The organism is Cupriavidus campinensis (assembly GCF_905397395.1).
Classification (GTDB): domain Bacteria; phylum Pseudomonadota; class Gammaproteobacteria; order Burkholderiales; family Burkholderiaceae; genus Cupriavidus; species Cupriavidus campinensis.
Window position 1 is genome coordinate 113,561 of the sequence record NZ_CAJPVH010000005.1, and the last position, 12,845, is coordinate 126,405.

Sequence of the window (12,845 nt, forward strand, 5' to 3'; positions counted from 1 at the left end):
GATTCCCTGTTGATAGGTTGGATCAGTGTGACGGGTCTGGCGTCAGCACGATCTTGAAGCGGGCCTTTCCGCTCTTCATGCGTTCGTAGGCTTCCGCCGCGCGGGACAGCGGGTACTGCTCGATCATCGGCCGCACGCCGGACAGCGCGCTGAAGGCCAGCGTCTCCTGCGATTGCGCGGCCGTGCCCGATGGCCAGCCTTCCACGGCATTGCGGCGCATGATGAACTGCGTGGCCGAGACGGCGATGGGCTCCTCGGTCCAGCCGAGCATGACCATCCTGCCGTTCATGCCCAGCCCGCCGAGCGCGCCGCTCATCGCCTTGCCGCTGTTCGCGGTCGCCAGGATCACGCGCGCGCCACCGAGCGCCTGCAGCGCTTCGGCAACATCCTGCGTGGCGGCGTCGATGTAGTGATGCGCGCCGAGGTCGCACACCAGCGTCGCCTTGTCCTGCCCCAGCGCGATGGCTACGGTGACGAAGCCCATCTGCCGCGCGAACTGCACGCCGATATGGCCGAGGCCGCCCACGCCCAGGATGGCCACCACGTCCCCGGCGCGCGCACCGCTGTGGCGCAGCGCGTTGAAGGTAGTCAGGCCCGCGCAGAGCAGCGGCGCGGCATCGACGTCCGCAAGCGCGTCCGGCATGCGGGCGAGCGCCTCCTGCGGCGCCACCATGTACTCCGCATATCCACCGTCGTAGCTGATGCCAGGCACGCGCAGGTTGTCACAGCGCACGAAGTCGCCATGCCGGCAGTTGTCACAGTGCCCGCAGTGGCCACCGTGCCAGCCCACGCCCACCCGCTGCCCGGGCTGCCAGCCTTGCACGCCAGCGCCGATCTCGTCGATCACGCCCGCAATCTCATGGCCCGGCACACGCGGATACTGGATCCCCGGCCACGAGCCATCCAGCGTATGCGAGTCGCTGTGACAGATGCCACAGGCCTGCACCTTGATCCGCACATGCCCCGCGGGCGGCTCCGGGATCTCGCGATCCACCAGCTCCAGCGGGCCGCCTGCCTGCGCCACCTGCACCGCGCGCATGGTTCGCATCATTGGCTCCCGGCGGCGTCGGCGATGCGGATCAGCTTGCGGTTGAGGAACTCGCCAATGCCCTGTTCGGACAGTTCACGGCCAAAGCCCGAGTTCTTGACGCCACCGAACGGCAGGCCCGGGGAGTCGACGAAGCACGAGTTGATGTAGACCATGCCCGACTCGATGCGGGACGCCACCTGCTTCGCATGCTCGATATCGGCGTCGAAGACAAAGGCGCCCAGGCCGTACTTGGAGTCGTTGGCCAGGGCGATAGCCGCTTCCTCGCTATCCACCACATAGAAGGACAGCACGGGGCCGAAGGCTTCCTGTTGATACAGCGGATTGTCTTCGGCGATGTCAGTGATGATGGTCGGCTCGAGGTAGAAGCCGGGGCGGTCCACCCGCTTGCCACCGTAGACGATCGTCGCGCCGGCAGCCTTGGCGTCCTCGATCTGCTTGAGCAGCCCTTCCAGCGCGCGTTCGCTGACGAGGGGGCCGAGCAACGTGGTCTCGTCCGTGGGGTCGCCCACCTTGATGGCGGCAAACCGCTCCTTCAGCGCCGCCAGCATCTGGGCGCCCCGAGTCTTGCCCACCACGATCACGCGCTTGATATTGACGCAGCCCTGCCCCGAGTTGAACGTGCGGCCCATCACGCACTGTTCCACCGCGTGATCGAGCGGCGCGCCCTCCAGGATCAGCGCCGGATCGCTGCCGCCCAGCTCCAGGATCACCTTCTTGAGATTGCGTCCGGCACGCTCGCCCACGGACGTGCCCGCCCGCTCGCTGCCGGTAAGCGCCACGCCGCGCACGCGGAAATCGTCGATCAGGCTGGCGATCTGGTCGATGCTGCAAAACAGGTTCGTGTACACACCCTCCGGCGCGCCGGCTTCCTCGAACAGCCGCGCGAAGGCGAGCGCGCACTGCGGCACGTTCTCGGCATGCTTCATCAACACCACGTTGCCGGCGATCAATTGCGGCGCGGCCACGCGCACCAGCTGGTAGTAAGGGAAATTCCAGGGCTCAATCGCCAGGATCACGCCGATGGGCTCGGCCACCACCGTGGCGCCGGGCTCGCCGGGCAATGCCTGCGCCGCGAGCAGCCGTTCGCCATGCTCGGCGTAGTAATCCAGGATGTCCGCGACAAGATCGATCTCCATATAGCCAAAGCGGACCACTTTGCCCATTTCCAGGGTCGGATACTTCGCGTATTCATCGCGCTTCTCGCGCAGGATCTGGGCCGCCCGGCCCACGATGCGGGCCCGCTCGGCCACGGAACGGAACTTCCAGTCCTCGCGATAACGCTTTTCCGCGGTGTCCAGCGCCGCGAAGACTTGCGCATCGGTTTGCAGCGGAAATTCCTTCACGAATTCGCCCGTGGCCGGATTGACTGTACGAAAGCTCATGGTCTGACTCCTGTTGAGAGTTTCGAAAATGAATCGAAAACGATTTCGATAAAAATAGTACCACAGCCGATAAATTTCAACCTGCTGCCACATTGTCTGATGGACAACGTCCCGAAAACGGTTTCACACCCTGCCCAGGACCCAATTCCGGAACGAAAAAAGGGCCGACAGCGTCACCGCTGCCGGCCCTCCCAACCAGACTCTGGTCAGTCCTGCTGCTACTTATTCATCACTTTTTTGTCGCATCTGCCAGCTTGGCTTCCGCGTCGCGCAGCGCGGTGCGCAGGCCCTCTTCCACCACCGGGTGGTAGAACGGCATGGCCAGCATCTGGGCGATGGTCAGGCCTTGCTGGCAGGACCACGCCAACAGGTGGGCGATGTTCTCTGCACGCGGGCCCATCCACTCGGCACCAAGGAAGCGGCCCGTGGCGATGTCCGCATAGACGTGCATCAGGCCCTTGTTCTTCAGCATCACGCGACTGCGGCCCTGATCCTCGAAGCTGACCTCGCCCGTGACGAAGCTGCCCGGCTCCAGGCTGGCGTAGCTGTTGCCGACGATGGCCAGTTGCGGATCGGAGAACACCACGGCCAGCATGGCGCGGCGTGCCAGCGGGCGCACGTCGGGCCAGCGCGCGGCGTTGTCGCCGGCGGCCTTGCCTTCGTCGGCGGCCTCGTGCAGTAGCGGGAGCACGTTGTTGGCATCGCCGGCGATGAACACCGGCGCGGTGCCGCACTGGAGCGTGAGCGGGTCGAAGACCGGCACGCCGCGTGCGTCGAGCGCCAGCCCGGCGTTCTCGATCGCCAGGTTATCGACATTCGGGCGGCGTCCCGTGGCCGCCAGCACGTAGGCGAAGCGCTCGGTCACGCGCTGGCCGTCGGCGTCCTCGAACGTGATCACCGCTTCGTCGCCCTCACGGCGCATGTCGGTCACGCGGGCGTCGGGCTGCAACGAGAATTCCTGGTTGAACGCCTGCGCGGCATAGGCGCGGATCGCCGGATCGGTGAACGGGCCGACCGCGCCGCCCACGCCAAACACGCGCACCCGCACGCCCAGCCGGGACAGCGCCTGGCCCAGTTCGAGCCCGATCACGCCGGGGCCGAACACCGCCACGCTGGCGGGCAGGTCGTCCCAGGCGAACACATCGTCATTGACGATCAGCCGGTTGCCAAACACCTGGAATGACGGCGGCACGGCCGGACGCGAGCCCGTGGCAATCACCACGCGGCTGGCGCGCACCGTGGTGTGGTCGTCGATCTCCAGCACGGTGTTGTCGATGAAGCGCGCATGGCCGATCAGGCGATGCGCTGTCGGAATGCTCTCCGTGCCGCGCACCACGAAGCCGACGAAGCGGTCGCGCTCGCTACGGACGCGGGCCATGACCTCGCGGCCATCGACGCGCACCGGGCCATCCACATGCACGCCGAACGCGCCGGTGTGGCGCGCCTCGTGGGCGGCCTCGGCGGCGGCGATCAGCAGCTTCGACGGCATGCATCCCACGCGGGCGCAGGTGGTGCCGTAGGCCCCGCCCTCGATGATCACGGCGCGCTTGCCGGCCGCGATGGCGGCACGGTAGGCGGCGAGGCCAGCGGTGCCTGCGCCAATCACGGCTACGTCGGTCTGGATGGTCGTCTTCATGATGCGATTCCTGGTAATGAGCGGTTTGCTGGCTTTTTCTCAATCAGCGGACGGCATGACACCGGCGCCAGGCTGGGCGCCCGATGTCATCGGATCCGACGACTGTCCTGCTTCGGGAAATGTCCCCCTGGACACCGGCGGGAAACCGGGCCAGGGGAGGACGCGGGAGGGATGCGCTTAGCGCGACAGGTACTGCTCGAGCGCTTCAGCGCCGCCGATCAGATTGCCGTTGATGAACACCTGCGGGGCCGTCATGCTGCCGGACACTGCGCCCAGCACCTTGCCACGCACCTTGTTTTCCAGCGGCACGTCGATGTACTCGAAACCGTTGTCCGACAGCAGTTGCTTGGCCTTGGCACAGTGCGAGCAGCCGATCTTCGAGAACACCACGACCTGGTCGGGGCTCTTCGCGTTCGGGGCGATGTGGTTCAGCATCGTGTCGGCGTCCGAGACCTTGAACGGGTCGCCCGGCTCTTCCGGCTCGATAAACATCTTGGTCACCACGCCGTCCTTGACCAGCATCGAATAGCGCCAGCTGCGCTTGCCAAAGCCCAGGTCGGCCTTGTCCACCAGCATGCCCATGCCGTCGGTGAATTCACCGTTGCCGTCGGGAATCATGGTGATGTTCTGGGACTCCTGGTCCTTCGACCACTCGTTCATCACGAAGGTATCGTTCACGGACACGCACAGGATGGCGTCCACGCCCTGCTTGGCGAACACCGGCGCCAGTTCGTTGTAGCGCGGCAGGTGGGTGGACGAGCAGGTCGGCGTGAAAGCGCCGGGCAGCGAGAAGACCACGACGGTCTTGCCGTCGAACAGTTCGGCCGTGGTCACGTTCTTCCATTCATTGTTCTCACGCACACGGAAGGTGACTTGGGGAACGCGTTGGCCTTCGCGGGATTGCAGCATCGGTAAGACTCCTCTGGGTTGGGTTGGGCGCCACGTGTTGTAGCGATGGGGTGGATTCTGAAGATTGAGATGTGATTTGTACAATTCATCGTTCCTACCTGTCCGATTGAAACAATCTATTATCATTCGGCGTTATCCGATTGCTTTTTCCTATCAGACGGCGTTCTGACCGCTGGCGCCGCCCGTGAAATGTTGTAAAGAAGCGGCCCGCCGTGCAGCACGGCGGTTAGCATCCGGGCTTGAAAAAGGCGGGGTATGCCGCCTTTTGTGATGCAATTTTCGTTGCCCGATGTACGACTACATTTGCCCCGGACTGGTCACGCGCGTGTTTCCCCCGCAGCCGCCGCAAGGCGGCCGCGGCGACATTCACGTGACGGAAACGATACGCGTGGAGGATGGCCTGGAGGTCATCGGCATCGGCTTTGCCGACCTGCGCTATGTGATGTTCTTCGCGGAGGTGCCCGAGGACATGGCCGACCCCGCAGCGGGCGAGGTGACCCGGTTCGTCACGGTGGTGCGCGTGGAGGCCGACCACGGCACGATGTTCCTGCCGGACTTCTGGCGCCTGCCCTGCCCGCACATGGTCTGGCAGTTCTCGGAGGCCCTGCTGTGGGCGATGCGCCACCATGTGGACGCCCACCCGGCGGTGCAGCAGTACGTCTGCGTGTCGCAGACCCGCAAGATGGATTTCCTGTGCGAGCGTGTGATCCGACAGTTCGCGCGCGCCGGCGGCAACGCGCGCTTCCGCTGCGTAACGCGGCCCGAACCAGGCAGGACAGGGGAGAAGGAAGGAATCTATGGCTTTGCACGTCACGAACCATGTTCGGCCTGAGGCGCTCGCGCAGCAGAAGCGCCTGATGTCGGGCATCCTGGCCCGGGTGGCCCAGGCCGCGGCGGCGTCCACGTTCACGGTGACCCCGCGCCCGCTGTTCCGGGCGGCCTTGCGCATGCAGCCACATCCGGCCACGCACGGACCGGGCTAGCCGCCCCCCTTTCAGAGGTTGCCTTTCAGAGGCGCTGCCTGCAGATGCCGAGCTGCTGCGCCATCAGGACGAGATCGGCGAACGTACGCGCACGCATCTTGCGCATGGCCTGCCCGCGATGAATCTTGACCGTTACCTCGCTGATGCCGATCTCGCTCGCAATCTGCTTGTTGAGCAGCCCGGACACGGCCAGCGTCATGACCTCGGTCTCGCGCGGCGTCAGCGCCTCGTAGTTGGCGCGCAACGCCTCCACCTGCCGCATCCCCAGGCGCCGAATCCGGTCTTTGTCGAGCGCGGCGGACACCGCGTCGAGCAGGTCCTGGTCGCGGATCGGCTTGGCCAGGAAGTCCTCGGCGCCGGCCTTCATCGCCGCCACGGTCATCGCAATGTCGCCGTAGCCGGTCATGAAGATGATGGGGATGTTGACGCCCATCTGGGCCAGCCGGGTCTGGAGGTCGAGCCCGCTCGGCCCGCGCAGCCGCACATCGAGCACCAGGCAGCTCGGCACGTCCGGCATGGCGTAGTCGAGCAGTTCGGCGGCCGAGGCGAACAGCGCCACCCGCATGCCCACCGAGCGGAACAGGTTGCCCAGGCCGCTGCGCAGCATCGCGTCATCGTCGACGATCAGCACCAGTGCGTCGTCGTGCGTGCTGTCGTCAGCGGGCTCCAGGCTCTTCGATGTCACGTCTTCTCTCCCTGTCCGCGGGGGTGGTCCCGGGTGTCTGTTGCGGATTATATCGAGGGCAACCATACGCCCCGGCGGCCGCAGCGGACGCGGCACCGCGCATTTCAACATAGTCCGTGGGCACATGCCATTCATACCATCGGGTTAGTTGGCCAGACGCGGCGCAGCCGCCACCATGTCATCCGAAAACACGACTGGCCGCGCGTGGCGGGCGCCATGCCGCCCCGCGCCGACAGCTAGCCACCCGATCGTGCGAGCAACTAATACGATCGAACAGTAGCCGCCGGCGGGGCGGGCGCTTAGCCTCTCGACGGGCTGCTACCCAAGTATGCCCCCATCACCCGCCAATGTTTTCCTGGAGCACCATCATGTCCAATCCGAAGCTCGAAGTCCTGACCCCGCAAAACAGCCAGCTCATCATCATCGACCACCAGCCGCAGATGGCCTTCGGCGTCCAGTCGATGGACCGCCAGGCGCTGAAGAACAACGTCGTGGGCCTGGCCAAGGCCGCCAGGATCTTCAATGTGCCGACCACCATCACCACGGTGGAAAGCGAGTCGTTCTCGGGCTTCACGTACCCGGAGGTGCTGGACGTGTTCCCGAACCAGAAGACGCTGGAGCGCACGTCGATGAACTCCTGGGACGACCAGAAGGTACGCGACGCCCTGGCCGCCAACGGCCGCAAGAAGGTGGTCGTGGCCGGCCTCTGGACCGAAGTCTGCAACACCACCTTCGCGCTGTGCGCCATGCTGGAAGGCGACTACGAGATCTACATGGTCGCCGATGCCTCGGGCGGCACCTCGAAGGAAGCCCATGACTACGCCATGCAGCGCATGGTGCAGGCCGGCGTGGTGCCGGTGACCTGGCAGCAGGTGCTGCTGGAGTGGCAGCGCGACTGGGCCCACCGTGACACCTATGACGCGGTGATGAAGCTGGTCAAGGAGCACTCGGGCGCCTACGGCATGGGTGTGGACTACGCCTACACCATGGTCCACAAGGCCGCCCAGCGCACCGCCACGCCGCACGAGTCCGTGGCGCCGGTGGCCGCACGCTGATGTGTGCCGCCCCGCTGCCGCCTGCGGGAGCGGGGCGATCACCCGCCGCACTCTTCACATTCCTCGCCAGACCGAACATGCAACCTCAAGAACAAATCGAAGCGCTCAACTCCTCGCGTCGCAAGCTGCTCGTCTCGGGCGCCGGCACCGTCGGCGTGGCCGCCGTCGCCGCGCTGTCCGCCACCACCCAGGCCAATGCCGCCGGCAAGCCGCAGGCCGGCGCTACCCATCACCCCGCAGGAGGCAACACCATGAGCACCATCACCACCAAGGACGGCACGCAGATTTTCTACAAGGACTGGGGCTCGGGCCGCCCGGTCGTGTTCTCGCACGGCTGGCCGCTCAACGCGGACGCCTGGGACGCGCAGATGCTGTTCCTGGTGCAGAAGGGCTTCCGCGTGATTGCCCATGACCGTCGCGGCCATGGCCGCTCGGGCCAGCCGGCGCAGGGCAACAACATGGACACCTACGCCGACGACCTCGCCGCGCTGCTCGACGCACTCGACATCAAGGGCGCCACGCTGGTCGGCCACTCCACCGGTGGCGGCGAAGTCACGCACTATATCGGCCGCCACGGCACCAGGCGCGTCGCCAAGGCCGTGCTGATCGGCGCCGTGCCGCCTATCATGGTCAAGACCGCCAACAACCCCAACGGCCTGCCGATGGAAGTCTTCGATGGCATCCGCAAGGGCGTGACCGACAACCGCTCCCAGTTCTACAAGGACCTGGCCGTGCCGTTCTTCGGCTTCAACCGTCCGGGCGCCAAGGTTTCGCAAGGCACCATCGACGCCTTCTGGGCGCAGGGCATGGCCGGCGGCATCCTGGGCCAGTACGCGTGCATCAAGGAATTCTCGGAAGTCGACTACACCAACGACCTGAAGAAGATCGACGTGCCGACACTCGTCATGCACGGCGACGACGACCAGATCGTGCCGATCGACAACGCCGGCAAGCTGTCCGCCAAGATCGTGAAGAACGCCACGCTGAAGGTCTACCCCGGCGCGCCGCACGGCATGTGCGTGACCCACGCCGACCAGATCAACGCCGATCTGCTCGCCTTCCTGAACACCTGATCCGAGCCGCACCATGTCAGTTACCCGCCGGCATTTCATTGCCTCGGCTGCCGCACTCGGTGCGGCGGCTTCTTCGGAGCTCTTCGCCATGACATCCGCCACGCCAGACCTCATCCTGGTCAACGGCAAGTTCGCCACGCTTGACCGCGCCAACCCCCAGGCCGATGCCGTCGCCATCCAGAATGGCCGCTTCATCGGCGTGGGCGCGCGCCAGGACATCATGAAACTGGCCGGCACGCAGACGAAGATCGTCGACCTGAACGGCCGGCGGGCCATTCCCGGGCTGATCGACAGCCACATGCACATCATCCGGGGCGGCCTGAACTACAACATGGAACTGCGCTGGGACGGCGTGCGCTCGCTGGCGGACGCCATGCGCATGCTCAAGGACCAGGTGGCCCGCACGCCGGCTCCGCAATGGGTGCGCGTGGTGGGCGGCTTCACCGAGCACCAGTTCGTCGAAAAGCGCCTGCCCACCATCGAGGAACTGAACGCCGCGGCGCCGGACACTCCGGTCTTCATCCTCCACCTGTACGACCGCGCCATCCTCAACGGCGCGGCGCTGCGCGCGGTGGGCTACAACAAGGACACGCCGAATCCTCCGGGCGGCGAGATCATCCGCGACAAGGCCGGCAATCCTACCGGCCTGCTGCTGGCCAAGCCCAACGCCACCATCCTCTACGCCACGCTGGCCAAGGGCCCGAAGCTGCCGCCCGAGTACCAGAAGAACTCCACGCGCCATTTCATGCGCGAAGTGAACCGGCTTGGCGTGACCGGCGTGATCGATGCTGGCGGCGGCTACCAGAACTACCCCGATGACTACAACATCATCGAGGACCTGCACAAGGAAGGCCAGCTCACCGTGCGGCTGGCTTACAACCTGTTCACGCAGAAGCCCAAGGAAGAACTGAGCGACTTCAAGACCTGGACCTCGACCGTCAAGCCGGGCCAGGGCGATGACCTCTACCGCCACAACGGCGCCGGCGAGATGCTGGTCTACACTGCGGCAGACTTCGAGGACTTCCGCGTGGAACGGCCCGACATGCCCCCGTCGATGGAAGGCGACCTCGAGCCCGTGATCCGCCTGCTGGCCGAGAAGCGCTGGCCGTGGCGCCTGCACGCCACCTACAACGAGACCATCACGCGCGCGCTGGATGTCTACGAGAAGGTGGCCAAGGACATCCCGTTCGATGGCCTGAACTGGTTCTTCGACCACGCCGAGACCATCACCGACCGCAATATCGACCGCATCGCGGCATTGGGCGGCGGTATCGCCGTGCAGCACCGCATGGCCTACCAGGGCGAGTACTTCGTCGAGCGCTACGGCGCCAAGGCTGCCGAGGCCACGCCGCCGATCAAGCGGATGCTGGAGCGTGGCGTCAAGGTGGGCGCCGGCACCGATGCCACGCGCGTGGCCTCCTACAACCCATGGGTGTCGCTGTACTGGCTGACCACGGGCAAGACCGTGGGCGGCATGGCGATGTACCCGCAAGCCAACCTGCTCGACCGCGAAACCGCGCTGCGCCTCTGGACCGAGGCCAACACGTGGTTCTCGTCGGAAGTCGGCAAGAAGGGCCAGATCAAGGTGGGCCAGCTGGCCGACCTGGCCGTGCTGTCGCAGGATTACTTCAGTGTGCCGGGCGACGACATCCAGGACATCACCTCGGTGATGACGATCCTGGGCGGCAAGGTGGTCTACGGCGACAACGAGTTCAACAAGCTGTCGCCCGAGATTCCGCCGGCCATGCCGGACTGGTCGCCGGCCCGCCACGGCAGCCAGTACCAGCCCCGCCCGCAGGCCAAGGCCCTCGCGCTGGCCACCGCCTGCGGCTGCGCCAGTTCCTGCGGTGTGCACGGCCACGCGCACGCCAAGGCGTGGACGTCGAGCGTGCCGACCGCTGACGAAAGCTCGTTCTGGGGCGCGCTGGGCTGCTCGTGCTGGGCGTTCTGATGCCCCTGTTCCTTGATTGCTGACCGGAGACCGGCCATGGCTGATACCACTTCCTCGATGAGATCGGCCACGGCCGGCTCGGGCGTCCTGCCGCGCTGGGTGCGCTGGGTCGCCCTACTGCTGCTTTGCGGCGCCTATATTCAGGGCGGCCTCGTCAAGCTGTTCGACTTTCCCGGCGCGGTGGCCGAGATGGAGCACTTCGGCCTCACGCCGGCCGTGCCGATGGCCGTCGCCACGATCGTGCTGGAGCTGGGCGCTGCCGCGCTGATCCTGCTCGGCCGCTGGCGCTGGCTTGGCGCGCTGGCGCTGGCCGTGTTCACGATCGCCGCCACCTTCATGGCCAACCGTTTCTGGAGCGCGCCGCCCGAGGCCCGTTTCATGCTCGCCAACGCCTTCTTCGAGCATCTGGGCCTGGCCGGGGCCTTCGTGCTCGTGGCGTGGGAAGACCTCCGCAGACACTGATTCCATGGCCGATTCCCGCTCCTCCCCTGCCGCCGCCAGCCCTGCCGGTGGCACCTTCGCCCCGCTCGCCCAGAGCACGTTCGCCGTGCTTTGGGCGGCCACCATTCTCGGCAACATCGGCAGCTTCATGCGCGACGTGGCCAGCGCCTGGCTGGCCACGGACCTGTCTTCATCCCCCGCTGCCGTCGCCACGATCCAGGCCGCCGCCACGCTGCCGGTGTTCCTGCTGGCCATTCCGGCCGGCGTGCTGTCCGATATCCTTGACCGGCGCCGCTTCCTGATCGTCATCCAGTTCGGCATGGCGATGGTCAGCGGCACGCTGATGCTGCTCGCCTGGAACCAGGCTCTGACCATCGAGATCCTGATCGCCATGGCCTTTGCCGGCGGCATCGGCGCGGCCATGATGGGGCCAACATGGCAGTCCATCGTGCCGGAACTGGTGCCGATGCAGGAGCTGAAGCGCGCCGTGGCGCTCAACGCGCTCGGCGTGAACATCGCGCGTGCCATCGGCCCCGCCGCCGGCGGCCTGCTGCTGGCCGCGTTCGGCGCGGCCACCACCTACGGGCTGGACCTGCTCAGCTACCTGTTCGTGATTGCCGCGCTGATCTGGTGGAAGCGCCCCGAGCGCCCCTCCGACCCACTGCGCGAGCATTTCTTCGGCGCCTTCCGCGCCGGCCTGCGCTTCACGCGCGCCCACAGCCAGCTGCACGTGGTGCTGGCGCGCGCCGCCGTCCACTTCGCGTTCGGCAGCAGCATCTGGGCGCTGTTGCCGTTGGTCGCCAAGCAACTGCTGCACGGGGGCGCCAGCCTCTACGGCGTGCTGCTGGGCGGCGTGGGCCTGGGCGCCATCCTTGGCGCGCTGATCATGCCCCGGCTGCAACGCCGGCTCGATGCCGATGGGATGGTGCTGCTCTCCGCGCTCGTCACGGCGGGGGTCATGGCGGTGCTGTCCTTCGCACCGCCGGTCTGGATCGCCCTGCCGCTGCTGTTGCTGCTCGGCGCGGCGTGGATCTCGGCGCTGACCACGCTCGGCGGCGTGGCGCAGGCGATTCTGCCGAACTGGGTGCGTGGGCGTGCGCTGGCGGTCTACCAGATGGTGTTCAACGGGGCGATGGCCGGTGGCAGCCTGCTGTGGGGCTTCGTGGCGCAAGAGACCGGCACGCCGCGCGCGCTGCTGATCGCGGCAGCCGGGCTGGTCGTGGCCGCGCTGCTGCTGCACCGCCTGCGCCTGCCGCAGGGCGAGGAAGACCTCGTCCCGGCACGGCACTGGCCCCAGCCGGAGATGGCGGGCGAGGTCGCTCATGACCGTGGCCCGGTCATGATCCTGATCGAATACTGCGTCACCGCCGCGGACCGTGATGCCTTCCTGCGCGCCGTGCACAAGCTCTCCGACGAGCGCCTGCGGGACGGCGCGTTCAACTGGGGCGTGATGGAAGACCCGGCCGACCCCGAGCTGCTGACCGAATGGTTCCTGGTCGAATCCTGGGCAGAACACCTGCGCCAGCACGAGCGCGTGGCCCACGCCGATGCCGACCTCCAGCGCGATGTCACGCGCTACCACACCGGCGCCACGCCGCCACGCGTGCGCCACCTGCTGGGCGTTGGCCTGCCCCCGGGCAAGCCGGCTGCCTGACCCTCCCATTCATATCGCGACCATC

At 66.6% G+C, this 12,845-nt stretch carries 12 protein-coding genes; 7 read left to right on the forward strand and 5 right to left on the reverse strand.

Annotated features, from left to right (window positions below; all coding sequences use genetic code 11):
- Nucleotides 1–22: 22 nt before the first annotated feature.
- The 4 genes from KHO18_RS05090 to KHO18_RS05105 form a co-directional block, all read right to left on the reverse strand.
- Entirely contained in the window at nucleotides 23–1,048 is a 1,026-nt protein-coding gene (locus KHO18_RS05090; protein ID WP_211942885.1) for an alcohol dehydrogenase, read from the reverse strand.
- The gene (locus tag KHO18_RS05095; RefSeq protein WP_092294840.1) at nucleotides 1,048–2,433 is read right to left on the reverse strand and encodes an NAD-dependent succinate-semialdehyde dehydrogenase; all 1,386 of its coding nucleotides are present in this window, start codon (nucleotides 2,431–2,433) and stop codon (nucleotides 1,048–1,050) included. The genes KHO18_RS05090 and KHO18_RS05095 overlap by 1 nt, the downstream gene beginning before the upstream one ends.
- Nucleotides 2,434–2,662: 229 nt before the next feature.
- Nucleotides 2,663–4,069, reverse strand: a complete 1,407-nt coding sequence (locus tag KHO18_RS05100) for a dihydrolipoyl dehydrogenase (protein ID WP_144196538.1) — start codon at nucleotides 4,067–4,069, stop codon at nucleotides 2,663–2,665.
- A 177-nt stretch (nucleotides 4,070–4,246) separates the two neighbouring features.
- The gene (locus KHO18_RS05105) at nucleotides 4,247–4,978 is read right to left on the reverse strand and encodes a glutathione peroxidase (protein ID WP_144196537.1); all 732 of its coding nucleotides are present in this window, start codon (nucleotides 4,976–4,978) and stop codon (nucleotides 4,247–4,249) included.
- 289 nt (nucleotides 4,979–5,267) lie between these two features.
- Between KHO18_RS05105 and KHO18_RS05110 the strand changes: the two genes are divergently transcribed.
- Complete coding sequence (locus KHO18_RS05110; protein WP_144196536.1) at nucleotides 5,268–5,810, forward strand: hypothetical protein; 543 nt, start codon at nucleotides 5,268–5,270, stop codon at nucleotides 5,808–5,810.
- On the forward strand, nucleotides 5,776–5,961 hold the full coding sequence (locus KHO18_RS05115) for a hypothetical protein (RefSeq protein ID WP_144196535.1): 186 nt from the start codon (nucleotides 5,776–5,778) through the stop codon (nucleotides 5,959–5,961). Before KHO18_RS05110 ends, KHO18_RS05115 begins: the two co-directional genes overlap by 35 nt.
- Before the next feature lie 25 nt (nucleotides 5,962–5,986).
- Here KHO18_RS05115 and KHO18_RS05120 read toward each other — a convergent pair whose 3' ends face one another.
- Complete coding sequence (locus tag KHO18_RS05120; RefSeq protein WP_144196534.1) at nucleotides 5,987–6,646, reverse strand: response regulator transcription factor; 660 nt, start codon at nucleotides 6,644–6,646, stop codon at nucleotides 5,987–5,989.
- A gap of 368 nt (nucleotides 6,647–7,014) precedes the next feature.
- On the opposite strand from KHO18_RS05120, the gene KHO18_RS05125 reads away from it, so the two are divergent.
- The 5 genes from KHO18_RS05125 (at nucleotide 7,015) to KHO18_RS05145 (ending at nucleotide 12,820) form a co-directional block, all read left to right on the forward strand.
- Nucleotides 7,015–7,701 carry a hydrolase gene (locus KHO18_RS05125; RefSeq protein ID WP_144196533.1) on the forward strand — a complete coding sequence of 229 codons (687 nt, stop codon included), beginning with the start codon at nucleotides 7,015–7,017 and terminating at the stop codon, nucleotides 7,699–7,701.
- A 251-nt stretch (nucleotides 7,702–7,952) separates the two neighbouring features.
- Nucleotides 7,953–8,774 (forward strand): alpha/beta fold hydrolase, encoded by an 822-nt coding sequence (locus tag KHO18_RS05130; RefSeq protein ID WP_144196789.1) that lies wholly within the window; start codon nucleotides 7,953–7,955, stop codon nucleotides 8,772–8,774.
- A gap of 13 nt (nucleotides 8,775–8,787) precedes the next feature.
- Nucleotides 8,788–10,725: an amidohydrolase gene (locus KHO18_RS05135; protein ID WP_144196532.1), complete on the forward strand. Its 1,938-nt coding sequence runs from the start codon at nucleotides 8,788–8,790 to the stop codon at nucleotides 10,723–10,725.
- Nucleotides 10,726–10,761: 36 nt separating this feature from the next.
- On the forward strand, nucleotides 10,762–11,187 hold the full coding sequence (locus KHO18_RS05140) for a DoxX family protein (RefSeq protein WP_211942867.1): 426 nt from the start codon (nucleotides 10,762–10,764) through the stop codon (nucleotides 11,185–11,187).
- A gap of 4 nt (nucleotides 11,188–11,191) precedes the next feature.
- A complete protein-coding gene (locus tag KHO18_RS05145; protein WP_211942868.1) occupies nucleotides 11,192–12,820 on the forward strand; it encodes an MFS transporter in 1,629 nt (542 codons plus the stop codon).
- Nucleotides 12,821–12,845: the final 25 nt, after the last annotated feature.